The following is a 24,454-nucleotide window of genomic DNA, read 5'->3' on the forward strand; positions in this document are numbered from 1 at the left end:
TAGTTCTGCCAGGGCGAGAAAGGTTGGTTGGGGGATTGCAGTGTATTCTCAGCCAACTTCTAACTCCTAATAGTGGCAGCGACAAGAGCTTAGTCGACGACCGCCATATTCCGGCTACAGAAAGCAATAAGTAAAGGGGCGTGTTCAAGCTCAAATCGACATCCGATCGTTGCATGCGACACGCAAAGACAACTGGATCAATAGCTCTTTGGATAGGTGTTAGTGATTTGCTTCCACCAGTAATCGAGTTGAAGTTTTTCCACGACCTTAAGGCGCATCTCCGGGTTATCGTAGTACGGCGCAAGCCGTTGAATCCATTCACGCAACTTTTTTTCGCTCAGTGAATGTTCGTCCCACCCATTCACAAATGCTACAGGGAGTTGGGAGTAGGCGTCATCAAGGGGTGATGACGCGATGATGGGGATTGATCCATGTGCAATAGCGGTCCATGCCTTGGGGGAAGGGTCGATGCCTCCTCCTTGCACACATAGTACGAAAGCATGCTCCTCAATTAAATTGAGAAATTTGGTTTCGCTCACCTCTTGATTCACTATTGTCACCAGCTCGCTGAACTTTGTCATACTTAGGTTGGTGACCTGCCGTCGAGTCTCCCACTGTGGGCCGGGTCTTACCCGGTGGCTGCAGAGAGCACGAAGGGGACGGTCTTCAATTGGTACACAAGGCCGGCTTTCAATCGCAGCTGAGTGACTCTGTGGGCCACTAAAGACATACCCGATCGGGAGTGTCGACATTCTGGGAAGCACTGTATCCCGATTCTCGGCAAACCAGTGAACAAGTCTGTGGTCCTCAAGGATGCGATAAATTGTTTCTTTTTCATCTGGGCGAAATGCTCTCCATCTCTTATCTATCTGGTTGGGGATGGTTAAATCCTCGGAACCGGTAATCAAAATAAACTGACTTTCAATTTTTGGCAAAATATTCTCATAAAAGTACGGAATAGATGCAAAAAAGCCTCGCATTGAGAGGAACACCGTACGAGGAGAGCGCGAGAGGTCACCATGAACATAAAAGTCACCTGTCTTCTGGTCGCTCATAATGGCCCAGTCGCACTGAGCAGCTATCCCGGTCAGCTTATAAGCCGCGGCACCAAGATTCTTGGGGAACAATCGAGTGTTATGCATGTGGATAGAGGTTTTTTTCATGGCGTTGGTCTATAGTTGAACCCCAGCAATAGTGATTCTTCACCCCTAACGTTAAGCACCCTTGCAACCTCTCAGCTGCTCGAGCTCCTTCTTCTGCGTCAATATAATTCTACGCAGCTGGTTGGTAACTAGTCCTTCATAGGTTGTATCCATGTCAGGTCGAGTACAATGACCTTCGTATCGTTGGCGGATACGGTCTGTAGTGAATGGACTCTGCAGACTGAAATTTTCACACATTTGTTGATGCAGTCTCCCATATTCCAAGGCTTGCTCGAACTCGCTTTGGCTCAATGAAACTGAAGAGGTCACCGGGCCTTTTGACGTCGTCGCAGTCCTACCGATGGCTTCGCTGAACTCCAAACCGAGAAAATCACACAGATTTTTCGCGATTTCTGGCGGCTCGCCTTTATACTTATCGTATTCAACGATCATGGTGTTCTTATCTCTGATGCCGAACTCGACTGCTGCAAGGTTCATTTGATAAACATACTCGGCACTCCTCGTTGCCCAGGTTGTCTCGGATGGTTGTTTGATCAACTTGTCACCGAGCTCACGACAGAATCTCGGATAATCTGAAGGATAAAAATCATCGCCGAAAAATGAGAACTTGTGCTTGACCGAATTAAGTACATCGATCGGATTACGTACCATGAGAATAAATTTTGCCGAAGGGTTCAGGCGCCGAAATAACGTCATGCGTCCGTTGGCGCGTATCAACTTCGCCACGTGTGGCTTGGTGGGCGTTTTTTGGGCTGCAAAGTGATCGAAAAATTCATTATTCTGGAGCTGGTTCCCAGTTGATGCCCCGCAGAATAGTGGTAGCGAAAGATGATGGTAAATCCCGTCTATAGATAATGATGCGGTTTTCCCGAACAATGAACCAACATTCTCATAAAGATCGTTGAAGAGCTCTCTGTTCCAAATAAACGGTTCGTATGTTGACTTGAAATCGCTTCCAAATTTTTGCAGATACGCTTGTTGTACAAGCCGGTACATCATTGTAGTGCCGGAGCGGCCGACGCCAAACACAAAAACATCCATAATCGCCTTACCTTAAACTCGAACTCGTTATCAGAGCTTATATTAGACCATGCTTCCGCTATCTTGAATGAGGCTTTAATGCCTGCCGACAACTTTCAGGATGTTGCTAGGCGTACGGCTGCCAAGAAATAGTTGCAGGGCGAGGGTAGGGAGCTTAAGTGCACCGCTTCTTGATTTCAAGTGGTATCCACAGGCATGTAGACAGAGCATACGGCAGAGGGTGTCACAGGGAAAGTGTTTGGATGATGAGTTGGCGGAGGGCTTTTTTGCTTGTTTTAAGTGCGCGTCGAAGCAGTGTTGGATATTCTCGAGTGCATCACTGTGTTGGTTAGATGTAACGATTGCATTCTAGATTGAGTTGTATGAGTTCTAATGCATAGGAAGCAATAGTTAAAGGGAGCGGGCCGCTTAACTGAGTTGTCGCTTGCTACTTGACCACACCGGCTGAAGGGGAGAAAATTGACAGAATTTTTGGGGCGATCTCTTAGGAATCGGAAATGACTCGCGCGTTCGAACGGCGGCTTGGGGTACTTGATAACTGAGTTTCTAGCCCGGGCGGCTCTGCTTGCTGTTCCGGATCAGGCAGGATGCCGCCCTTCATCGAGAAATAGTCAAAATAATAGCCACCAAAAGGTATAGATATGTCAAATTCACGCGTTGGTCTTTTTGCTGCAGCCCTGGCGCTGACAGCTAGCGCCGCCTCGTCATACGCTCAGGATGCCCTTTTTATCAACAGTGATGGTAACGTTGGTATTGGCACCAACTCCCCAGAGGGACAGCTGCACACCTATGGAAGTGGCGTACAGTTGTCCTATTTCGAAAGCGGCGATGGCGGGCCCGTGCAAGTCCGTTTCCGTACCGATAGCGAGAACCGGCGGTTCCTCGCGGTCAACAATGCCAATCAGGTGAAGTCACAGCTCATCTTCCTCGACGACCGAATCAACTTTGCAGGCCAAACGGTAAGAGGCGAGGATCTTTGGTTGAGTGTCGGTCCCGACGGGATACTCAGCCAGGGGCCGACCTGCGGCAGCCCCTGCGATGGTGTGTTTGATCCAGAGGTCTTCGAGGTGCCGATTATTGAAGCGCATGCGGCGCAGATGTGGACGCAAAAGTACCTGCCCGCTATCGGACCAACAACGCCCGATGAACCGATCAACATGACCGAAAAGATTGGAGGTATTATCCACGAGCTCGAAGTGGCGCACATCTACATTGAACAGCTTCACGAAAGGCTGAAAGCGCAACAGGCATTGATTGCCGCGCAGTCCGAAAGATTCCAAGCGATGGAGGCGCGCCTAAGAGCCTTGGAAGAGCAGTGATATCAGCGGCCACGGCTTTGTTTTTTGGGGTTGTATGATCTTTGTGCCTGCCGATATTAAAGCCGCCACTGGCTCCTCCGTAAAGGCGATGAGATGGAGCTGGCAAGCTTCTAGGGTTTAATTGGCCACCGGTTTTGTTAGATCGTTGTAGATTTCCGCAATCGCCTCTGCCGAAGCTTCGATGCTGAACGCTTCTCTGAACCGAGCCAGACCGGCGGCCCCCATAGCTTTGCATTGAGCTCGGTTGGTTTGCAGTCGGTTAAGGGCGCCAGCTAGCGCGTCAATATCGTTAGGCGGTACCACAAGGCCTGTGTCTTCGTGTTGCACAACCCAAGACATACCTGTGCCTGGTACTGCCGTGACCACGCAGGCTTTGCTTCGGGCCATCGCCTCCAGCAGCACTACCCCAAACGCCTCTGTGCGCTCGATGGAGGGCAGGCACAGGCAGTCGCTGGCGCGCAGTCGCTGATCTAGGCCCTGGTCTGATACGTTGCCCAGTAGTGTTACGCGATCGCTCAGTTGCAGCTGCTCTATCAGTGCGCAGAGCTCCTGCTTGCACTCGCCGTCACCGACGATGTCTAGGGTCACATCGGGACATTGCGCCAGTGCCCGTAAAAGTACATCAAAACCTTTGTAGTAGGCGAGCCGGCCCACGGCAATCACGCGCAGTGGGGACCCTTGCTCCGATGATGCAACGGGCGCAGTGGTTGCTGGCCGTGGTTCGGGAATACCCAAGGGGACTACCCGGCAGCGCTGGAGATAGGGCTGCAAGGTTGGACTGCTTTGCCGGTAAGCGGGTGAGGTGGCAATAATCACCGCAGCTCGGCGCAGCACCCACCGCTCAAACGGTTGGTAGAGGCGGTAAAACCACCGCAGCCCTCGGTGCAGCGCCGCCACTGGTACATCCGCATGCCAGTGCACAACCCATGGAATTCGGCGGGCACGCGGCAACAGTAGCGCCCAAAAGGCTGAGACATTGGGTAAATGTAAGTGCAACACTGCTGGGGATTCATCACGTAAAAGGCGATTGAGTTGCCAGGGAAACCCGGGGCTGATTGGCGTAAACAGAAGGTTGGCCCAGACGGCAACGCGGACGACTTTGGGGTTATCGGCTGCGGTTTCTGTGGGCTCTGTTTGGGCGCCCTTGGGGGAGGCGTGCACCAGCGCCTGACAATGAATGCCCTGGGTTTGATGCGCCGAGAGCAGATCCCGCAGATAGGTTTCCATGCCGCCGCGGTGGGGCGGGTAGAACTTGCCAACATGCAAAGCGGTGGTGCTCGGAGAAGGTTTAGAGGTCAATTGCCTGGATCCGCAAGTTAGAGAATGAATGGCCAATTTATTGTGTTAATAAAGCCTACCACCCAATAGGGGGTGTCGGTCTGGTGCGCTTGGTTTGCCGGCGCGCCCAGTACTGTATGGCTGAGCGTAAGCCGGCGGTGGACGCGCGCAGCGATTAAGAACGCTTGAGGATTCCCCATTTTTGCAGCCGTTGAGTGAGCGCCGATGGCGCCTTGTCCTCTGTGCGCGAATAATGGGGGGGATGCTTGTCTTTCGCCATAGCCAGCGCCTGGGGCTCGCCAATCTGCTGGCAATACTCCCAGGCGGTTTGCCAACTGGCGAGTGCCTGGCTGTAGCGGCCAGCGCGCCGGCGTGCCTGAATAAGAATCGAGGCCAACTGCTCTTGGTCTGTATCTAAGCCTTGGCGGCATCGTGTTAGCAGCAGCTGCATGTCTTCGGCCAAATAGGCGGGAGGTTGCAGTGCCTGTAAATTCTGCGTTAGTTGCTGCGCCATACTGCTGCGATCGGCGCTTAAGTGAAACCGGTAGTCGGCTGCCAATGTCGCCTCGGGGGCTTGCGCCACAGCTTGTAGGGATTTGCCTAACCACTGCAAACGCGTATCTGGATCGGCATTGGGTATGGCATGACGCAGCTTGCGAAGGTAGTGGGTGAGTAGCAAATTGGCGTCCGTAGCGACAGGGCTAAGCAATTTGTCACGATCGAATTGCCGCGACCGCTCTGGTACATGCTTAAGCATCCAGGGGAGCTGGGCGAACAAACAGTCCGGATACACTCCACACGCCAGCTCGGCAAAAATTGTGTCTTCGCCGCGACCATTGGGAATGGTCGGCGGCATCAGCTGTCGATTATCCACCCCTGTTAAAGGGGTAAGCAGCGAGTGGTGCGATAACAGCTGGAAGCCTTGGGGCTTGCGTGTCAGTAGGCGCTGGGACACTAATGTCTGGTAAGCGTCTTCGCTTTGCAGCCAGGGGGTCAATTGCTCTGGCGGTTGTGTGTAGAGCCAGCTGGCCTGACCGGTACCTGGGTCTCCCAAAATGCCGTTGATGCTGAGCTTAACTTTTGCGTGTGGCTTTAGTGTGTGCAGTCCGATACTGGTAATGGGCTGCCAAAAAGTCTCGGGTTGAGTGGCCTGCGCAACCAGCGTAGACAGGGGTTGCCCCAGCCAGCGACTGTGGTCTGCCAGCGGGTCAATATCCAAGGGCGACCAGGCGCTCTCCATGGCCTCGGTGCTGGGATACATGCGCCAGTGGGCTTCCTCTTTATGAGCACCGCCTATGCTGACGCTGCCCATCTTTGATGCTTCCTGCGGGTCGCCGTAGGGGGTCAACTGAGCGTCGTCGTCCATTATTGCCGTGGCCGTTCCGGCACTCAGTAGCAGGGCGGTATTGAACGTGGCACCGGCGGTCATTTCGGGGTCATCCGGGTCACCGTTAAGCCACCAGCGTAGATCCTGTGCGTCGGCGCCGGACGCCGCCGCCAAAGCGTCCGCTAAGCGTTCCCGATCGGCTCGTGTAATGTGGATCAGATCCGGGGACAAGCGTTGGCGCCAGGACGCCAGCAGAGTCCGGGTAAGCTCCAGGTCTGATTCTTCGCGGGCGTCGTCCACCACTACCAAGGTGTGTACCGAGGCGCCGGTGCGTCCGGATTGCAGGCTTTGCAGTAGACGCTCCAGTGCTTGCGGACAGCGATAGGTGCGCACATAGAGGGTTTTGATGCCCACGGGTTCGGGGGTAGGTTGGGCGGGCTCGGTGAAGTGTTGGCTGAGCTTTGCGGCGTCTACCAATAGGCCTTGTTCCACCATGTGCTCCAGGCCTTGCCGCAGCTGTTGGGCATAGTTCTGCAAGTCTGGCATCTTCTCAATGGCGACCGCAACATGCTCGTCGAGGCTACGCCACCGGTTGCACAGAATCAGTACGTTCGAGAGAGTCTCGTGCAGTGGTTGGGCTTTAAGGTCGTTTTGGCGGAGCACCATCCGTTCTGCGTCGTGCAGGGGCCAGCTGGCGAAAGGTAGAGCAATATACTGGGTCTCAGCGCCAGTTTGAGCGTTTTGTACAGCCATAGATATCCTTTGCGGTACGATCGAGGGCCGCGAGACGACCCAACATCAGCCGGGCATATTATCGCGACCGCCCTAGATCAGCAAGTTCGAGCCCCCAGCAATAGGTGAGCCAGAGCACAGGGCAACGTGTTTCCATGTAAAAAATACGCCTAGTAACCCAGTGGGCTTTTAGGATTAAAAAGGGCATGGTGGCAAACGCCAAGGCGTGCCCGTTTCGCCGATACTAGCTAAGCGTGTTGTGCCCTTAAGCGAAGCGCGTCAGGGGGGTATGTTTAGTTGTTCAGCAATTTTTAAGCGCTTGCCTATGGCCGCTTTTTAAAGCGACAATTCGCTCTGATAACACACTAATAAAAAGGGATTGCTATGCCACAGGCTGATACGGTTGTTACCGATGAGGTTCTACCTCCATTACTCGACGAGCCTTGGCGCCCGATTGATCTGGCCTACTGCTCGGTTCTGCGTATCGTTGTTCTTATCTACTTACTGGTTATTACCGTTGCGGGCTTGGCGTTTGTGTGGCTTACCGACCCTGTGGCGTTGTCGGCTGTGGCCAGCGGTTTGGGCGCCGTGTATTTGTTAGGACTGTTTTTATTGTTGGTGTGGGCACCGCGCCGGGTAAAACACACCCAGTATTTATTGCGCGAACAAGACGTGCATGTACGCGTTGGTTTTTGGTGGCACTCGACCACCTCGGCGGGCAATAATCGTGTGCAACATACCGAGGTGACGCAAGGGCCGTTAGAGCGTTTGTACGGTTTAAGCAAGTTGGTGGTGTATACCGCCGGCGGCAATCAATCCGATGTAAAAATTCCTGGTTTGCCTACCGCTACCGCCCATCGGCTCAAAAATTATCTTACCGAGAAAGTGGTGGCAGAGGAGCTGCTCGATGCGGCCGAATAACGAGTGGCAGCGAGTATCGCCCATTGCTACGGTTTACTTTTTTATTAAATCTTTACCACACTTAGTGAATTTTTGGCCGGCGTTAGTGCCGCTGTTTGCCGGTGGCGAGCAATTGCGCACAATGGCGTTAACCTATGGTGTGCCGGTGGTGTTATTACTGCTGCTGGTGGGGGTGTTCTTACAGTACTGGTTTTTTAGTTTTAAAGTAGAAGAAAAGCACTTGACGTTGCGCTCGGGTGTGTTAAGTCGCAAGCGCTTAACGTTAGATTTTGAACGGGTGCAACAAGCCGATATCGCTCACCCGTTTTACTTTCGTCCTTTTGGTTTGGCCACACTAGGCTTTGAGAGTGCAGGCTCCGCCCAGCAAGAGGTGGATGTCCCGGGGCTTACTGTTGCGGCTGCCGAGAACTTGCGTCACTTAGTGTTGGAGCAGGCGGACAGCGCGCCGTCCGACCCCGGTGCTGAATCTGTCACGGCCACAGCCGCCGCCGATTTTTCATTGCGTTTGTCGCCGGCCGAGATCGTTCGCTATGGCTTAATGCACAATACCTTGTTGTATTTGGCCCCGCTGGCCGCACCGTTGGGTCAGTATATCGGCCCGCTGCTAGAGTCGTCCGTGGCTTCGCTTGAGCACTCGCAAGTTTACGGGTTGATTACCTGGGTGAGTGATAATTTGGCGGTCTCAGTGACTTTGGTGTTGGCACTGTTGGCGGTGCTCGCCGGTACGGCGCTATTGTTTGGCTGCTCAGTCGTGTTAGCGCTGGTGCGTTTTTGGGGTTATCACTTAACTCGTGTCGGTGAGCGATTTCAGTACCGGGCCGGTTTAACAACCATTCGTACCCGGGGCTTTAAGCATTACAAACTACAAAAAGTCACTATTGTTCAGGGCGTGATGGCGCGTCTGTTGAGCCGCTATCGCGTGCTGATTAGTAAAGCCGGCAGCTTTGGTGCGTCGCAGGTACAAAATAACCAGCGTTTTGAAGTGCCCGTACTGGATCTTGTTAATCTGCTGTTGCTGCGCGGCGAGCTATCGCTACCGTCGGCTCAATGGCAGCGCGTAAGCCGTTTTTATTTGGTGTTGCCGGTGTTGCTACTGAGTATGCTGGTTGGCGTTGCTGTGCTGATCGGTTGCTTTGCGCTGGGTGCCTTGGCGCTACTGGGCTTGCTGTTTATTCCTATGGTTGCGCTGTGCTATTGGCGCCGTTGGTGTTGCCTGGGCTTTTACCGCAGCGCCGATTGGCTGGCACTACGCACCGGTTTTATTGGTTTTACCGAGCGCTGGTTGCCCACGGGCAAACTGCAAAAAATGCGCGTTGTCGCGACACCTTTGTCTCGCTGTTTTGGGTTGGTGCATTTACAAGTATGGAGCGCCGATGGCGTTACCACGATCCCTTGCTTACCTACCGCCGTGGCCAATCGATTGCGCGACTCGCTGCTCGGCGATGTGGTGAACTACCGCCGTGTTTGGTTGTAAGCTTTTAACTTTTCCTTTGATCTAGGGCGCGATTATGAGCGATGTTTTGCTGTATCAAGCCGCCAACACCATCGAGGGGCAGATGATTGTTGATGTGTTGGCGCAAACCGGTATCGAGGCGCGTATACAAGGCGCTTACTTGCAAGGTGGTATTGGCGAGTTGCAGGCTTTGGGGGTAGTGCGGGTGATGGTGGCCGAGCAAGATTACGCGCGAGCCCGTGAAGTGACGGACCAGTGGGACCAAACACCGGTGCCAGCAAGCGCGGACCCGGAACGTTTGCACTCAGAAGGTCACTATTGTCAAAGCGAGCGTGAGGCGGGCACAAATAGAGCCGGACAAGTTAGGTCGTCGCGGGTTTTGTGGGGGGTGTTGATAGGTACTGTAATGGCGGTGGCATGGTTGATATTTATTGCCAAGACATAAAAAAGGGCCGCTTTTCAGTGGCCCCTTTTTTAGTTTGCGTTCATTATTTGCTGGCAAACTTTTTCTTTTTACCTTTGGGCTTAAAACTGCCGCCGCCACCGCCTTTGCGAGCCGGACCGCGATCTTCACTGAGCGACAGTACCTGGCCGCGCACATGGATAGAGGCAATCTTTTGCGCCATGGTGGCTGCCATATCTTCCGGCAAATCCAGAGTCGAGAAGCTGTCGAACAGTTTAATCTGACCAATTTGACGGCTCTGTAAGCCAGCTTCATTGGCGATGGCGCCGACGATATCCCCTGGGCGAGCACCATGAGTGCGACCCACTTCGATGCGGAAGCGCTTCATGCCTTGCTCCGGTGCCCGTGAGCGGCGCTCACCGCGCTCGCCACGATCACTACCACTGCGCTCGCGTTTTTCCCGGATAGGGTCGGGCTTAATGTCGGCCAGCTTTACCTGCAACGGACGATCTTTTTGCAGCAAATAAGCCATGGCCATCGCTAACTGCTCGGGCTCCACTTCTTTTTCGCGGCAGTAGTTACCCAGCAAGTCGTCAAAAAAGCTCATGTCTTGCTCGGACTCCAACACCTCGGTAATGCTCTGAAAAAACTGATCAACGCGAGCGGCGGTGATGGTGTCGCCGCTAGGCAGTTTCATTGCCTCGATGCGTTGTGAAGTGGCTTTTTCGATGGCGTAAAGCAAACGCTTTTCGCGCGGCGCGACAAACAAAATCGCCTTGCCCGAGCGCCCGGCACGGCCAGTACGGCCAATACGGTGAACGTAAGCTTCACTATCGTACGGAATATCGTAGTTAATTACGTGGCTTACGCGCTCCACATCGATACCGCGTGCGGCCACGTCGGTGGCAATCAAAATGTCCAGTTTCTTGTTCTTTAAGCGCTCGATGGTGCGCTCGCGTAACTGCTGGTTCATGTCACCGTTAATGGCCGCCGCCGAGTAACCGCGCGCTTCTAGTTTTTCGGCCAGTTCAACGGTGGCGGTTTTGGTGCGCACAAACATAATAATGGCATCAAACGGCTCAACTTCGAGGATGCGGGTTAGTGCGTCCAGCTTGTTGGTGCCGCTTACCATCCAGTACACCTGCTCGATGTTGGCGCCGGTTTTACTCTCGTTGGCGATGCGGATTTCTTCCGGGTTGCGCAAGTAAGTAGTGGCGACACGGCGAATTTCTTTGGGCATGGTGGCCGAGAACAGCGCGGTTTGGCGTGTGGCCGGGGTGTGCTCCAAAATCCAGGATACGTCGTCGATAAAGCCCATGCGCAGCATTTCGTCGGCTTCGTCCAATACTAGGTTGGTGAGCTTAGACAGATCTAAGCTGCCGCGGCGCAAGTGATCCATCACTCGGCCGGGGGTGCCCACAACAACCTGAGCGCCACGCTTAAGCTGACGCAACTGGCCGCGCATATCTTGACCGCCGTAAATAGGCAGTACATGAAAGCCGGGCATCTCGCTGGCGTAGCGTTGAAAGGCTTCGGCTACCTGAATAGCAAGTTCGCGGGTCGGGGCCAATACCAGAATTTGTGTGTGTGATTTAGTTACATCGACTTGTGACAGCATCGGCAAAGCAAAGGCGGCGGTTTTACCGGTACCGGTTTGTGCCAGGCCGACGATGTCTTTACCTTCCAGCAGGGCCGGAATAGCAGCCGCCTGAATCGGTGAGGGTACTTCGTAGCCGACTTTGGTTACGGCACTTAATACGGCCGGTGAAAGGGCCAAATCGGAAAAAGTAAGGTTTTCTGTGGTCATTAATAGTTCCCAGGTGCGCGCAAGGCGCAACAATCTTTACGTTGACGCGACAATACGCGCCGTGAGGCGGAGTTTGACCCGGAATGATCGTGACGGTGCACCCGCTAGGGTGACGCTTACGATAAAGTGCAACACAAACAACGACCGATAACCGCAGTAAAGCTACAGTTTAAAATCGGGTATTCGCCATTTGGCTTCTTTATAGCGACACAGTTTGGTAAAAATAACGACTGCGAAGATAACGTGGGGTGCTGCTAAGCACCAAATAAGCACAGGCGAGACACATGCATGGTATACACACTGCCGGGAAGCTACGTTCTAGCTTCCTCCCGGGCTCCGATTCTCTGTTATTTGCCAGAGTCTAGAGCCAATCAGCATTACCCTGCAGTGTTCTTTGCACGCAGACGAGCCTTATAAATCGTGGCTCTTTGTATAGGAGGGCTTTACTGAGGCGCGCAGTATAGGGTATTGGCCAGGGTTTGACCAGCGGTATTTTTAGGGGGGCTTTGGCGGTGGTCTCCGTTTCTGGAAACCTAAGTTTGATTGTTTATAGGCTGCGGTGCCATACGACTTACTTTTGCATAGCGTTCAGTTTGTGTACTCTCAGCCGCCGGGCGGACGAGCCCCTTTTTGGAATACGACGAAAAAGGGGCTCGCTCCGCTGGCTGCAGGGGCGCCAAATGCGGTACTTCGTAGTAGGTGGGGGCTTTCTACTACTTTATAGGTGCATTGTAATATCATGTTACGCTTAAGGATTAACGTGCTAAGCGGCTTTTTGATACGGATAGGTTATGCAGGATAAACAAGCACATAAGCATTTATCGACCACCGCGCTGGCGCGGGCTATTGGCAAAGACAGCAAAGAGCTGTTTATCTTGCTGGCCAATAGCGGGTGGATCGTCAAAGTGGACGGCCAGTGGCACTTGACTGAAAAGGGCCGCTTTGAAGGGGGCACTTACGCCAACCACCCTAAATACGGTGAGTACATCGTTTGGCCCGAGTCGTTGCGCCAGCACAGCGTGCTGCGCTTGTTGCCCGACGCCCCCTTGAGTGCGCGTAACTTATCGCAAAAGCTAAATTTACCGGCGCGTTTAGTGAATTTATTATTGGCTGAGCGCGGTTGGATAAAACGCCATGTGCACGGCTGGCATTTAACCGAGCGCGGTGAAGCGTTGGGCGGGCAACAGCATGTCAGTGATAGCACCGCCATCCCTTTTGTGACGTGGCCGGAAAGCCTGCTGGAAAACCCGCAACTTAAGTTGGCCGCGCAGCAACTATCGTCCTCCGCCGCCACGTGTACCGATGGCCATCCGAGCGGGAGCGCGGGCCGCGCGTTAATTGATAATTGGCTTTATGTAGCAGGTTTAACCCACGCGGTGGATTACACATTGGTGTTGCCCGGTAGTGCCGGTGGAACAGAGCGGCTAACGGTCGATTTTTATTTACCCCAGCACCAAATAGCCATCGTGTATTGGCGCAAGCCGGCCGGCCCCGGTGAATTGGCCGAGCACTTAGATGCTCGCGAGAAATTAAAAACCGCGCATTTTTCTATTATCGAAATCGAGTACGACCAGTTAAATAATCTTGATGAGATGTTAGCGCGCGAACTGATGCAACATAGTATTGCTGTCTATTAAAGGAGGCGTTTTATGGCCAGTATTTTTAGTAAAATTATTGCCGGTGACATCCCCGGCCATTTTGTTTGGCAAGATGACATTGCCGTTGCCATTATGACTATCGGCCCATTAAAACCCGGTCACGTGTTGGTGATTCCCCGTAAAGAAGTCGACCATTGGTACGACCTTGATGCCGATACCATGGCGCACTTAACCGTAGTGAGCCAGAAAATCGCGCGCGCCTTGCAGCAAGCGTTTCCCGCCGAGCGCGTGGCGATGATTATCGCGGGTTTGGAAGTACCCCATACGCATTTGCATTTGGTGCCGATGGATGAAATGGGGGAGTTGGATTTTTCCCGTGCGGGGGAGGGGGATCATGTTGAGCTTGCGGCGCAAGCGGAGAAGATTCGTAGTTTTTTGTAGCTGTGCGCTTTGCGGTATTTGCTATGCAGAGCTAATGACTGATGAGGAAGGGTATTGTTATCTGGTGTAGGTGCTAAACGACTACATTCTCGTAACCTCAGACTTGCTTGCCCTCAGTCGCCGGGCGGGCCTTTGAATCTGGATTTCATTATTCCGAAGGTCGCCTCTAAAGCTAGTTGTTCTAGGCTACGAAGCACCGTTTTTTGGGCCCCTGCAGCCAGCCGAGCGTAGGCCTATTTTGGTGACTTTTCTGGCCAAACAGAAAAGCCACTCGCCTGCCCGGCGACTGAGGGCAAGCAAATTCGGGAGTACGACAATGCAAATCATTTGGTACCCACAGCATAATAATGCCGCCCTATGGAAAACGACTTAAATCCACTGATACCCGTGTCGCCGCTTAGCTTCGCACGGGATGGCGTTATAGGGGCACACGGCTATAACGTAACCAAAAAACTAAAACCCTTGCCAAAAACTCGCCAACGCAAACCCCAAAAACAACACAAACGCCCCGATATGCACCCACTTTAAATTAATGCGCTGCAATATCCAGCGGCCAAAAATAACCACCGGCACATTTGCCAGCAACATGCCGAGTGTGGTGCCGATAATCACCATCCAAGTCGCGCTGTATTTTGCCGCGAGCACCACCGTGGCAATTTGAGTTTTATCGCCAATCTCGGCTAAAAAGAACAGCATGCAAGTGGCACCAAACGGGCCAAGCGCGGCAAAGCGGCCGTCGCCGCCGTCTTCTTTGTCGGGGATTAACATCCACAGTGCGACCGCTAGAAAGCTGGTGCCGATAATCCAAGGCAACCACGTGGGCGGAATTAAACCGCCTAACCAATCACCTAGCCACGCGGAGAAACCGTGGTTGATAATAGTCGCGACTAAAATGCCTAAACAAATAAGCGCTGGGCGACCATAGCGGCCCACCAGTAAAAGGGCGAGCAGTTGAGTCTTATCGCCCATCTCGGCAATAGCCACGGCGAGGGTTGAGCCTATTAATGCTTCCATAGTTTTAATTAAGTTAGTTAATGAGTTGTTCTGTAATAATTTTGGTTACTCAAAGTTTGGGTTCATCCCAAACAGAGGAGTCTTAATTGCTTGAGCCTGCTACGAAGCACCGCTTTGGGGCCCCTGCAGCCAGCCGAGCGGAGGTCGATTTTAGGAGCGAGGGACCCCGTATCGCTACACGGATGTAGCTGAATAGAGCAACGCAGGAGCAGTTGCCGAGGGCTAAGCTGCCGGGGTGCGCTTCTTGGTTACTTCTTGCCGCATCGCAAGAAGTAACTCGCCAGCCCGGCGACTGAGGGCAAACAAGTATAAGTGTGAGATATAGTAAATCGTATGGCACGTTTGCTTATATAAGTCCAGAAGCTGAAATAGTAATTGTCGTCAGCTTAAGGCCTTTGCCTCCACGTTAAATTAAAGAAAAGTCACGCGCCCGGCCCGGCGAGACAGGCCTATAAACCAAGCCCGCCTTTGGCGGAAGCCTAACTAATAACTTAAGTTAGTAAGGAAGATATTCCCGCTTCTCCCCATAAGGCAGCTCAGGCAACTGCGCGCCCACCAACTCCATTGCCTCGACATACACTTTTTTGACATCGGGCTTTAGGCCCACCTTCATTCGGCGTGACAACATAGTCACCGGAAACAGACAGTCTTTTGTGTCGTTAATGCACAGGGCGCGTGAGCGGCCGCGGCGGTCTTCGTAAATCTTCCAGGCGAGTGCTGGCTCGTCGCTGAGCATTACATCGGCCAGTACCACACCCAGTGCTTGCAGGGTGAGCTTGTCATCATTGGCGACTAATTCGCGGTCAACCACCCGCTGCAGGGTGTTTAAATCGCTTTTGTCGCCACGTATGGGCGTGCCGGTGTTCTCACGGGTTAAGCGGTCGACCCGCGCGCGCTGCTTGGCTAAGTAGCTGCTGTCGGTCCAGCTTAACGCTTCGACGGTGGGAAATTGTGGGTCGATTTGTGCGTGGCTGCAAGGGCTAATCATAACCAGCAGTAATACCGCGCTGCTTAACAGTTTATTCATCGACGAGTTCCTCTTTGGTCACACTGATTTGGCGCTCGGGCTCTTCGGGCCGAGACTGATCATCTATCAGAGTGATGGGTTCGGGGTGAAGTTCACTCAAAGGAGCCGATAAACCCGAAGCGGCTACCACGTGTACGTGATCGCGGCGCAGTTTACGCGGCTCGGTGACGCCGCAAGCGTGGGCGATAAGCCCCACACCGTAGGTCATGTTGCGCTGGTAGTGGGCGACTCGGGTGGCTTTATCGGTGGGGTCTAGGCCTTTTTGCAGTTTAGGGTCGTGAGTGGTTACCCCCGTCGGGCAGGTGTTTTTGTGGCACTGCATGGCTTGAATGCAACCCAGGGCAAACATAAAACCCCGTGCGCTGACGGTAAAATCGGCGCCACAGGCCAAGGCCCAGGCGACTTTCGCGGGGGTGATAAGCTTGCCCGAGGCAATGATTTTAATACGCTCTTTGAGACCGGCCTGATTGAGCAAATCGGATACCCACGGCAGGCTTTCTTTTAAGGGCAGGCCGACAAAGTCCATGAGCGGTTGCGGCGCCGCGCCGGTACCACCGTCGCAACTGTCGATGGTGATAAAATCCGGGGCGCGATCGAGCCCCCGCTGCTTAACGGCGTGCACTAAGTCTCGCAGCCAGCCTTTATCCCCAATCACTGCTTTAAAACCCACCGGCAAGCCGGTGACTTCACGGATATGTTCGATCATGTCCAGCAGATCGTCCACCGAGCGGATATCCGGGTGGCCATTGGGACTAATGGACGGGTGCCCCTCGGCAATACCGCGAATACCGGCGATTTCGGCGGTGACTTTCTCGCCGGGGAGGATGCCGCCTTTGCCGGGTTTGGCGCCTTGGCTGAGTTTGATCTCGATCATGCGCACGTTGTCGTGGCTGGCGATAGCTTTTAAGCGCTCGTCACTGAGCTGGCCCTCGGCGTCGCGCACGCCGTACTTAGCGGTGCCTACTTGAAATACAACATCGCCACCGCCCTCTAGGTGATAGGGCGATAATCCCCCTTCGCCGGTGTTAATCCAGCAGCCTGCTTTGGCGGCCCCCGCCGATAGCGCGCGCACGGCCGGGCGCGATAGCGCGCCGTAGCTCATGCCCGAGATATTAAAAATCGAGGTGGTGGTATAGGGAGAGCGGCAAAATGGCCCGATGGTGACCTCAGAGGGCAGGGCGGCGTCTTGTTCTAGCGTTGGGAACGCGGAGTTTAAAAACATCACGCTGCCGGTGGGCGATAGGTCACGGGTCGAGCCGAAGGCAATATTGGCATCGACGTTTTTAGCGGCGCGATAGGCCCACGAGCGCTCGGCGCGGTTAAAGGGCATTTCCTCGCGGTCCATGGCAAAGAAGTACTGCCGAAAAAACTCACCCATGTGCTCAAACAGGTAACGAAACCGGCCAATAACCGGGTAGTTACGGCGTATGGTGTGGGCGCTCTGATTCACGTCTATGATGTAAAGCACGATCACGGTAGCGATGAGCAGCAAAATAAACCCGAGAAACAGTAGCTCGAATATACTCAGTACAGACAGAGCAAAGTTGTCGTTTTTCATGGAATTTGGCTTTTAGTTTGGCGGTTGCTGGTTGAATTTTGTTCGGTCAACCCTATTGCCACGGGCATATTGAGTGTTAACCGGTTATAGGTCGCGCTATGATAGGCTTTTTTGTGCGCAACTGCATGTTTGCTGGATGCGTGATTGCGGCGAATGATGTTTACAGGGCGATGGAGTAAAGCTATGCGCGGTTTTTTACTATTGTTGTTGTGGTTGGTGGTGCTCGGCCAGGGCGCGATTATCTATATGGGCTACGAGCGCGAGCAGGCATTGAGTGCCGAGGTGGCTGCGCTACATAAAGCGGTTGCGGCGCTGCGCAAGGATGTTAGTGTGCAACGCGGCAAGCTGGCGGCGATGGAACGACAGTCGGTGAGCGCGATGGTGGCTAAAGCCAACAAGGTAATTGTGGAGGGCTGGGATGCCATCGTCGACTCTGTCGAGTCGGAGATGACCCGCGCACGTGCCGCGTTAACCGAGCTTGAAGCCGAGGAGCCGAGCGATCAGACGACGCCTGGTGGCGCGCAGTCAAGAGCCGGGCAGCCCCGTGAGGCGCAATAATTGCACCGCCAGTGACGTAAAAAGTGAACAAATACCGAAAAGGATAGAGCAATGAAAGCATTAAAAATTATTTTAATTATCTTGCTGTTGGTAGTGGTGTTGATAGGCGGTGGCCTCTATTACCTGTTTAGCAACTTAGATTCACTGGTGGCCTCGGGGATTGAAAAGGCCGGCTCGGAGGTTACCCAAACCGAGGTCAAGGTCGATAAAGTACACCTTGAGCTGCGCAAAGGTCGTGGTGAGATTTACGGTTTGAGCATTGCCAACCCGCCGGGTTACACCTCTGCCAACGTGTTTAAGTTTGATGAAGTCGCACTGCAGATCGAGCCGACCAGTGTCACCCAGCCTGTCATCGTTTTGAACGAGGTATTGATTGACGGCGCGGCACTAACCGCCGAGCACAACGGCGGTGCCAGTACCAATATTCAAGAGATAACCAATAATGTTCGGTCCAGATTTTCCGGTGGTGGCAAACCCGAGCCAGAGCCGGTTGATAGCGGTAAAGAGCTGCGTTTTATGGTCGAAAAACTGGCGTTTACCAATATCTCGATGGCGGTAATTTCGCCCCAGTTTAAAGATCGCACGGTTACTTTGAATGATATCAAACGCAGCAACCTTGGTTCTCGCGAGCAGGGCCTAACCGCCCAAGAGCTGGCACAAGCGATTGTGCAACCGCTTATCGATAACGCTAAAAATCGCTTGGAAGATGAGCTTAAATCGCGCGCTCGGGAAGAGGCTGGCAAGGCCTTAGAGAAAAACCTCTCCGACTCAGACAAAGAGAACCTCGATAAAGTGAAGTCTCTGTTTAAAAGTGAATAGGCGGTGAAGTCGGCGCAGAATGTGTTATCGGCGTTCTGCGCCTAAATGATAAAAAGCCCGCTGGCGTTATGCGGGCTTTTTATCGTGGCCGGCCTATGCATTGGGTAGGGCTTATGCACTGGGTGGTAATAACTTAAAAGTTTCGTCCGCAACCAGCTCGCCTTCGATCGCGAGGGTAATGCGCCACGGGCCCTGTTTGTTTTCGATGGGCGCCCAAATCGTGTCGCCGATAAAAAAATTCCAATCGTTTTGGCGAATAAACTCCTCCCCGCTAAAGGGGGGCAGGGGTGTGCCGTTCTCGTCCGGAATATCGGGGTGGTAGATGCAGTACTGCAGTTTTTTGTTTTTGGCTTTTTTAATGTTGGCGATGTAGCCAAATTCCACATCCAGCTCGCACGGAATCTCACGGGTGACTTTTAGCAGCTTGGGCAGCGCTTTTGATTCGCTGTTCCAGGGCGTATAAATGCCCCAGCTTTTCAGTTTAACCTGGTGTTTCTTTTTAGCCATGAGTACGCGGTGCGGTAAGTGTCTGTGAGAATGCGGCGGCCACTATACACCGCCGAGGGGCCGCTGTTAACTCTGGGGCACGGTGCCCATTATCGGCGGCTGTGATAGCCCTTCCCCCCAAGCTGCGATAAACTGCGGCCTATGAAATGGTTGCTGTCGATATTAATCGTGTTATTCGTGGGGTTGCAGTACCGGCTTTGGGTCGGTGACGGCAGCTTTGCGCACCGTGCCCGGCTGGAGCGCGAAATTAGCCAACAAACGGCCGAAAACCAGCGCCTGTTAGAGCGCAACCGAGTGTTGGCAATCGAGGTGGAAGATCTTAAAAATGGCCACGAGGTGGTTGAGGCCCGCGCCCGTAGTGACATCGGCATGATTAAAGAGGGCGAAACCTTCTTTATGACCCACAACCCAGACGACTAAAACACTTATGCCTTCGGATACTTCCAGCCGCTGCTGGGCCATCGTTCCTGCCGCCGGCTGTGGCGCACGGATGGGCAGCCAGACCCCCAAGCAATATCTGCCCATCGATGACAAGCCTGTGTTGGCCTACACCTTAGAGAAATTACTCGCGGTACCCGCCATTGCCGGTATTGTCGTGGCTGTTGGTCGTGATGACACGCAATGGCGCACACTGGCACTGGCCAATCACCCCAAGATTCAAACGGTTATCGGTGGCGCCGAGCGAGCTGACTCGGTGCTGCAAGGGCTGCAGGCGCTATCGCTATTTGCCGGCCCCACGGATTGGGTGCTGGTACACGACGCCGCGCGCCCCTGTGTGCAAGTGGCTGATATCGAGCGGTTGCTGCAGCAGGTGCGGGGCACAGACGGTGGCCTGTTGGCGGCGCCGGTAAGCGATACTATTAAAAAGGTAGAGGCCGGCCGGGTGAGCGCAACAGTGGATCGCCGCCAATTGTGGGCGGCGCAAACCCCGCAGTGCTACCGGCGCCAAGCGCTAGAGGCGGCGCTGCGCGAGGCGAGCCACAGTGGCTTAACGGTTACCGACGAAACCAGTGCGATGGAGCACGCGGGCGTGGATGCCTTAGTGGTCGAGGGGCGGTTTGATAATATAAAAATTACCCGCCCAGAAGATTTATGGCTGGCGCAGGCAATATTGCGCCATCAGGCTGAGGAGCCGTTATGAGAATTGGTCAGGGTTACGATGTCCATAAGTTTGGGCCGGGCGATAAGATCGTGATTGGCGGCGTGGTGATCCCCCACACCCAAGGGCTAGTGGCGCACTCGGATGGGGATGTGTTGCTGCACGCTTTGTGCGATGCACTGTTGGGCGCTTGCGCCCTGGGAGATATTGGCCGCCACTTTCCCGATACCGACCCACAGTACAAAGGGGCCAATAGCCGCGAGCTGTTGCGTTTGGTAAACCAAAAAGTACGCGCCACCGGTTGGCAGCTGGGCAATGCGGACATGACGGTTATCGCCCAAGCACCGCGCATGGCGCAGCATATAAGCGCCATGTGTGAGGCCATTGCCGCCGATTTAGATTGCTCACTGAACCAAGTGAATGTGAAAGCGACCACCACCGAAAAACTGGGCTTTACCGGCCGCGAAGAGGGCATTGCCGCCGAGGCGTGCGTGCTATTAAAACCATTGGTCGGAGCGCCGTGTGCCTGAGCTATTTGATACCGATTTTCCCCGCGCTTACGGCGAGCTGCTAGGCGAGGCAGGGTTTCGCTCTGTTAATGCTGACTTTAAGGTGTTTGAAGAGTTGGGTTTTGTCCCGTCGGGCGAGGGCGAGCACGTTTATTTAGAGATCGAAAAAGACGGCGACAACACCGCTTGGATCGCGCGTCAAATTGCCGCACTGGCCGGTGTTGAGACTCGCGATATTGGCTATTGCGGCCTGAAAGATCGCCACGCGGTGACACGCCAGTGGTTTAGTGTGTATTTACCCAAAGGCGCCGAGCCCGATTGGCAGATGCTGGAAACAGACACCTTGCGGGTGTTAAACCGCGCGCGGCACAAACAAAAACTGCGCCGCGGGCAACATCTGTGTAACCGTTTTAGCATTTGGTTGCGCGATGTTACGGCTAATCACGCGCTTCTCGATCAGCGCCTGCAATTGCTTTTTGAGCAGGGGGTGCCCAACTACTTTGGCCCACAGCGCTTTGGTATTGATAGCGGCAACTTGGCGTTGGCCCAGCGGATACTGGTTGATCAGGTTAAAATCAAAAACCGGCCCAAGCGGCAAATGGCCATCTCGGCGGCGCGCTCATACCTGTTTAATTTGGTATTGGCCGAGCGTGTAAAACGCGATTGTTGGCGCCAGCTAATGCCGCAAGAAACCGCACTAGAGGTTGCCGGGCAGGCGCTTCCCAGCGGGCCCTTGTGGGGGCGCGGTCGGGCGCCCGTAACCGGCGCCGCCCAAGCGCTGGAGGTGCAGGTGTTGGCCGACTGGCAGCCTTGGTGCGAACCGTTAGAGTTTACCGGCCTTAACCAGGATCGTCGGGCGTTAGTCGCTAATCTACAGGACTTAAACTGGCTGTGGGATGGCAATGACATACGCTTGGATTTTGCGCTGGGGGTGGGCTGCTACGCGACCTCTGTCATCGCCGAGCTGGTGACGGCAAAGCTCCCCGAACGGACCCCAGAGGCCTGATTTAAACGGCATTTATGCTATAGTGGCGTCATCAAAAAAAGGCACCGGGCTTTAGCCTGGGCCGTATTAACAGGGGTAGACGGTGAGCAATCTGATTCTGGAAGGTGTGGGTATGACGTCGCTACGCACCCGCGAGCGGCTAGTGCAGCGGCTGATGGAGCAGGGCGTCAGTGATTTAAAAGTGTTGGATGTTATCCGCAATACCCCGCGTCATCTGTTTTTGGATGAGGCCTTGTCACACCGTGCCTACGAAGACTCTGCTCTGCCGATCGGTTTTGGTCAAACGCTATCACAACCCTATATTGTCGCCCGCATGACCGAGGTTTTACTGGGTGCGGCGGGTGGCTCGCTTAAGCGTGTACTAGAGGTAGGCACCGGTTCTGGTTATCAAACCACCGTGCTGGCACAGTTGGTTGAGCAAGTCTACAGCGTCGAGCGCATTAAGCCTCTACAAGATAAAGCCCGTCAGCGGTTGCGCCAGCTAGGTTTGCGCAACGTTGTACTAAGTCATGCCGATGGCGGTTTTGGCTGGCCAGATAAAGGTCCGTTTGACGGTATTTTAAGTACTGCCGCGCCGCGCTTTGTGCCGGAAGAGCTCAAGCAACAGCTGGCCCCCAATGGGGTGCTGGTTATTCCCGTCGGGGATCGCGAACAGAGTTTGCATTTGGTCTTGCGCGTGGGTGAAACCGACGAGTTTGTCACGAAAGTCTTAGAGCCTGTGCGTTTTGTCCCGTTGTTATCGGGAACGGCACGCTGATGGCTTCCACTCCGATTATTGCAACCTTATTAAAAGGCATGGCTATGGGGGCCGCCGATGTTGTGCCGGGCGTATCCGGTGGCACCATCGCTTTTATTACCGGTATTTACGAGCGTCTGTTAGCGGCGCTTAAATCATTTACACCCGCCGCGCTGCTGGTGCTAAAGCGCGAGGGGTGGCGCCCCTTTTGGGCCTATGTGGATGCTACTTTTTTGTGTGCGCTGTTTGGCGGTATTTTGCTCAGTATTGCCACCTTGGCCCACGGCATTGAGTTTGCGCTGGCGGAGTATCCGCTGCAGGTGTGGGGTTTTTTTAGCGGCCTTATTTTAGCCTCTACGATTTATATTGGCCGGCAGCTGCATTGGCGTGCTCTGGTTGTGCTGGTCGCTTTTTGTGTTGGCGCGCTGGCGGCGATCTGGCTTGGCTCGGTTAAGCCGGTCAATATACCGATTAATACCCTGACGATTTTTGCCGCCGGGGCCATCGCTATTTGCGCGATGATCTTGCCGGGCATCTCGGGCAGCTTTTTGCTGCTTATTATGGGGGTGTACCCCGTTATTATTGCGGCGGTTACGGAGTTTAACCTTAAGTTACTGCTGACCTTTATGGGCGGCTGTGTCGTGGGTTTGTTGTTGTTTTCGCACTTATTACACTGGTTTCTGCAGCGCTATCGGCAACCGACTTTGGCGTTTTTGTGCGGCGTACTGGCGGGCTCTTTAAGTATTGTTTGGCCGTGGAAGCACGCCGTGGTCACGGTTGTCGATCGCCACGGTGAGACTGTACCTTTGGTACAGCGCAATTTAATGCCATGGGACTACGAGTCAATAACCGGTGTTAGCAGTGCCTGGCCTGGCGTACTTACGCTGTTTGTGGTGGCGGTAGTCATGGTTTTTGCGCTGGAATATGGCGCCCGAAGGCTACAATTAAAACGTGCGGCGAACGCCGCATAGCGGCAGCGCTTAAAGGCAATGAAGAACCTGTCGGGTCGCCCTTAGTTCCGATGTCGTGCCCTTTATTTAAGATAATTTTTAAATAATGGAGAATTGCTAATCGCTAAAGTAAATAAGCCGACAGGGGTAAGTGAGTCCATGAGGCAGGCCAAAATGTGGACGCAGGTCACATTATGCGGTTGGCGCATAAATCGCCTGTTCATTATACTGATCACCCTGCTGCTTTGCGCTTGTAGCTCGGCACCGCCCGCGTCTGTTGCTGACCGGCAGCAGCCTCCTACTCGTAAAATCTTGTTGCACACGGTTTCTTCCGGTGAAACGCTCTATTCGATTGCGTGGCGCTACGGTTTAGATTTTCGTTCGCTCGCCCGTCACAACGGGATTGGCCCGCCCTATACGATCTATAAGTCGCAACAGTTGCGGCTGGATATCGATGACGCCTCTAAGCGTCGCCCCCCGCCGTCGATTGCCGCCGAGACCCGGCGCCCCGTCGCGACCCGTAATAACACCACCGTGGTGGCTCAAGGGCCCAAAGCCAGGGTGGGCACAACGGTGAATAGCGCGCCGACACCCCAGGTCGAGCGGGCGCCACGTTCTGAAAATAAAACACCTGCCGCTACTAACGCCAATCCGCCGCCGTTAATAAGTGGCCCCGTGCAATGGCGCTGGCCCGCCAAAGGGCCGGTGATCGGTGGCTTTAGTAGTTCGAGCGGGTTAAACAAAGGTATTGATATTGGCGGTAAAGTAGGGGACTCTGTGATGGCAGCCGGAGCGGGGCGAGTTGTTTACGCAGGCACCGGTTTGCGCGGGTACGGTAAGTTGGTGATCGTCAAGCACAACGAAACCTTCCTGAGTGCCTATGCTCATAATCAGGCACTTTTAGTACGCGAGGGAGACAGCGTAAAAGTCGGTCAGCAAATTGCTAAATTAGGTTCCAGCGGTACCGATAAAGAGAAATTGCATTTTGAGATAAGGCGCGATGGTAAGCCGGTTAATCCGCTAACGTATTTGCCTAAGCGTTAATGGATTTACGTCTTACGCCTAAAAATGTTTAATATGTAGTCGCGCTAATCCTGAGTGTGAGCCACACGGTTGTGGCAAAGTGGTACTGTTGGAAAGATTGTCAGCCGGAAGTGTGGCGACAAACTCCGGTATGGATCCTGAAGG

24 protein-coding genes are annotated in these 24,454 nt (G+C 53.9%); 15 read left to right on the top strand and 9 right to left on the bottom strand.

All coding sequences use genetic code 11. The annotated features are described in order from the left end of the window. Window positions 1–197: 197 nt before the first annotated feature. Window positions 198–1,163 (bottom strand): hypothetical protein, encoded by a 966-nt coding sequence (locus tag ACGHAD_RS06075; protein ID WP_382416395.1) that lies wholly within the window; start codon window positions 1,161–1,163, stop codon window positions 198–200. A gap of 51 nt (window positions 1,164–1,214) precedes the next feature. After that, window positions 1,215–2,204, bottom strand: a complete 990-nt coding sequence (locus ACGHAD_RS06080) for a sulfotransferase family protein (RefSeq protein WP_382416393.1) — start codon at window positions 2,202–2,204, stop codon at window positions 1,215–1,217. A 641-nt stretch (window positions 2,205–2,845) separates the two neighbouring features. Here ACGHAD_RS06080 and ACGHAD_RS06085 point away from each other — a divergent pair. Then, on the top strand, window positions 2,846–3,523 hold the full coding sequence (locus tag ACGHAD_RS06085) for a hypothetical protein (RefSeq protein WP_339616191.1): 678 nt from the start codon (window positions 2,846–2,848) through the stop codon (window positions 3,521–3,523). Window positions 3,524–3,640: 117 nt separating this feature from the next. Here the strand turns inward: ACGHAD_RS06085 and ACGHAD_RS06090 are convergent, their stop codons facing one another. Beyond that, window positions 3,641–4,822, bottom strand: coding sequence for a glycosyltransferase (locus ACGHAD_RS06090; protein WP_382416391.1), 1,182 nt, complete (start codon window positions 4,820–4,822; stop codon window positions 3,641–3,643). A 154-nt stretch (window positions 4,823–4,976) separates the two neighbouring features. Beyond that, window positions 4,977–6,881 (bottom strand): hypothetical protein, encoded by a 1,905-nt coding sequence (locus ACGHAD_RS06095; protein ID WP_382416389.1) that lies wholly within the window; start codon window positions 6,879–6,881, stop codon window positions 4,977–4,979. Between the two features lie 363 nt (window positions 6,882–7,244). Between ACGHAD_RS06095 and ACGHAD_RS06100 the strand changes: the two genes are divergently transcribed. The 3 genes from ACGHAD_RS06100 to ACGHAD_RS06110 are packed head-to-tail and all read left to right on the top strand — an operon-like array spanning window position 7,245 to window position 9,679. Beyond that, complete coding sequence (locus ACGHAD_RS06100) at window positions 7,245–7,781, top strand: PH domain-containing protein (RefSeq protein WP_382416387.1); 537 nt, start codon at window positions 7,245–7,247, stop codon at window positions 7,779–7,781. Beyond that, window positions 7,768–9,255: a PH domain-containing protein gene (locus tag ACGHAD_RS06105; protein WP_382416386.1), complete on the top strand. Its 1,488-nt coding sequence runs from the start codon at window positions 7,768–7,770 to the stop codon at window positions 9,253–9,255. Before ACGHAD_RS06100 ends, ACGHAD_RS06105 begins: the two co-directional genes overlap by 14 nt. 34 nt (window positions 9,256–9,289) lie before the next feature. Then, window positions 9,290–9,679 carry a DUF2007 domain-containing protein gene (locus ACGHAD_RS06110; protein ID WP_382416384.1) on the top strand — a complete coding sequence of 130 codons (390 nt, stop codon included), beginning with the start codon at window positions 9,290–9,292 and terminating at the stop codon, window positions 9,677–9,679. Between the two features lie 43 nt (window positions 9,680–9,722). Here the strand turns inward: ACGHAD_RS06110 and ACGHAD_RS06115 are convergent, their stop codons facing one another. Next, on the bottom strand, window positions 9,723–11,444 hold the full coding sequence (locus ACGHAD_RS06115) for a DEAD/DEAH box helicase (protein ID WP_382416382.1): 1,722 nt from the start codon (window positions 11,442–11,444) through the stop codon (window positions 9,723–9,725). 791 nt (window positions 11,445–12,235) lie between these two features. Between ACGHAD_RS06115 and ACGHAD_RS06120 the strand changes: the two genes are divergently transcribed. Further along, a complete protein-coding gene (locus ACGHAD_RS06120) occupies window positions 12,236–13,081 on the top strand; it encodes a 4-alpha-glucanotransferase (RefSeq protein WP_382416380.1) in 846 nt (281 codons plus the stop codon). Window positions 13,082–13,093: 12 nt separating this feature from the next. Beyond that, entirely contained in the window at window positions 13,094–13,483 is a 390-nt protein-coding gene (locus ACGHAD_RS06125; protein ID WP_339616183.1) for an HIT family protein, read from the top strand. A gap of 453 nt (window positions 13,484–13,936) precedes the next feature. Here ACGHAD_RS06125 and ACGHAD_RS06130 read toward each other — a convergent pair whose 3' ends face one another. The 3 genes from ACGHAD_RS06130 to ACGHAD_RS06140 all read right to left on the bottom strand — a co-directional run bounded on the left by ACGHAD_RS06130 (window position 13,937) and on the right by ACGHAD_RS06140 (window position 17,082). Then, window positions 13,937–14,497, bottom strand: coding sequence for a TMEM165/GDT1 family protein (locus tag ACGHAD_RS06130; RefSeq protein WP_382416378.1), 561 nt, complete (start codon window positions 14,495–14,497; stop codon window positions 13,937–13,939). Between the two features lie 496 nt (window positions 14,498–14,993). Next, complete coding sequence (locus tag ACGHAD_RS06135; protein ID WP_382416376.1) at window positions 14,994–15,524, bottom strand: DUF3806 domain-containing protein; 531 nt, start codon at window positions 15,522–15,524, stop codon at window positions 14,994–14,996. Continuing rightward, window positions 15,517–17,082 carry an FMN-binding glutamate synthase family protein gene (locus ACGHAD_RS06140; protein ID WP_339616180.1) on the bottom strand — a complete coding sequence of 522 codons (1,566 nt, stop codon included), beginning with the start codon at window positions 17,080–17,082 and terminating at the stop codon, window positions 15,517–15,519. Before ACGHAD_RS06140 ends, ACGHAD_RS06135 begins: the two co-directional genes overlap by 8 nt. 183 nt (window positions 17,083–17,265) lie before the next feature. On the opposite strand from ACGHAD_RS06140, the gene ACGHAD_RS06145 reads away from it, so the two are divergent. Next, window positions 17,266–17,640 carry a hypothetical protein gene (locus tag ACGHAD_RS06145; protein ID WP_382416374.1) on the top strand — a complete coding sequence of 125 codons (375 nt, stop codon included), beginning with the start codon at window positions 17,266–17,268 and terminating at the stop codon, window positions 17,638–17,640. Window positions 17,641–17,691: 51 nt separating this feature from the next. After that, the gene (locus tag ACGHAD_RS06150) at window positions 17,692–18,459 is read left to right on the top strand and encodes a hypothetical protein (protein ID WP_382416372.1); all 768 of its coding nucleotides are present in this window, start codon (window positions 17,692–17,694) and stop codon (window positions 18,457–18,459) included. Window positions 18,460–18,570: 111 nt separating this feature from the next. Here the strand turns inward: ACGHAD_RS06150 and ACGHAD_RS06155 are convergent, their stop codons facing one another. Continuing rightward, a complete protein-coding gene (locus ACGHAD_RS06155) occupies window positions 18,571–18,966 on the bottom strand; it encodes a DUF3859 domain-containing protein (RefSeq protein ID WP_382416370.1) in 396 nt (131 codons plus the stop codon). Window positions 18,967–19,107: 141 nt separating this feature from the next. Between ACGHAD_RS06155 and ACGHAD_RS06160 the strand changes: the two genes are divergently transcribed. The 7 genes from ACGHAD_RS06160 (at window position 19,108) to ACGHAD_RS06190 (ending at window position 24,310) form a co-directional block, all read left to right on the top strand. Next, on the top strand, window positions 19,108–19,386 hold the full coding sequence (locus ACGHAD_RS06160) for a septum formation initiator family protein (RefSeq protein WP_339616176.1): 279 nt from the start codon (window positions 19,108–19,110) through the stop codon (window positions 19,384–19,386). A gap of 7 nt (window positions 19,387–19,393) precedes the next feature. Then, entirely contained in the window at window positions 19,394–20,107 is a 714-nt protein-coding gene (ispD, locus tag ACGHAD_RS06165; RefSeq protein WP_382416368.1) for a 2-C-methyl-D-erythritol 4-phosphate cytidylyltransferase, read from the top strand. Next, window positions 20,104–20,595 carry a 2-C-methyl-D-erythritol 2,4-cyclodiphosphate synthase gene (gene ispF / locus ACGHAD_RS06170; RefSeq protein ID WP_382416366.1) on the top strand — a complete coding sequence of 164 codons (492 nt, stop codon included), beginning with the start codon at window positions 20,104–20,106 and terminating at the stop codon, window positions 20,593–20,595. Before ispD ends, ispF begins: the two co-directional genes overlap by 4 nt. Next, window positions 20,588–21,580 (top strand): tRNA pseudouridine(13) synthase TruD, encoded by a 993-nt coding sequence (gene truD, locus ACGHAD_RS06175; protein WP_382416364.1) that lies wholly within the window; start codon window positions 20,588–20,590, stop codon window positions 21,578–21,580. The genes ispF and truD overlap by 8 nt, the downstream gene beginning before the upstream one ends. A gap of 112 nt (window positions 21,581–21,692) precedes the next feature. After that, a complete protein-coding gene (locus ACGHAD_RS06180; protein ID WP_339616346.1) occupies window positions 21,693–22,337 on the top strand; it encodes a protein-L-isoaspartate(D-aspartate) O-methyltransferase in 645 nt (214 codons plus the stop codon). Next, on the top strand, window positions 22,337–23,287 hold the full coding sequence (locus tag ACGHAD_RS06185; RefSeq protein ID WP_382416362.1) for a DUF368 domain-containing protein: 951 nt from the start codon (window positions 22,337–22,339) through the stop codon (window positions 23,285–23,287). The genes ACGHAD_RS06180 and ACGHAD_RS06185 overlap by 1 nt, the downstream gene beginning before the upstream one ends. A 291-nt stretch (window positions 23,288–23,578) precedes the next feature. Further along, window positions 23,579–24,310, top strand: a complete 732-nt coding sequence (locus ACGHAD_RS06190) for a peptidoglycan DD-metalloendopeptidase family protein (RefSeq protein WP_382416360.1) — start codon at window positions 23,579–23,581, stop codon at window positions 24,308–24,310. Window positions 24,311–24,454 lie beyond the last annotated feature (144 nt).

The organism is Gilvimarinus japonicus (assembly GCF_042847215.1).
Lineage (GTDB): Bacteria > Pseudomonadota > Gammaproteobacteria > Pseudomonadales > Cellvibrionaceae > Gilvimarinus > Gilvimarinus japonicus.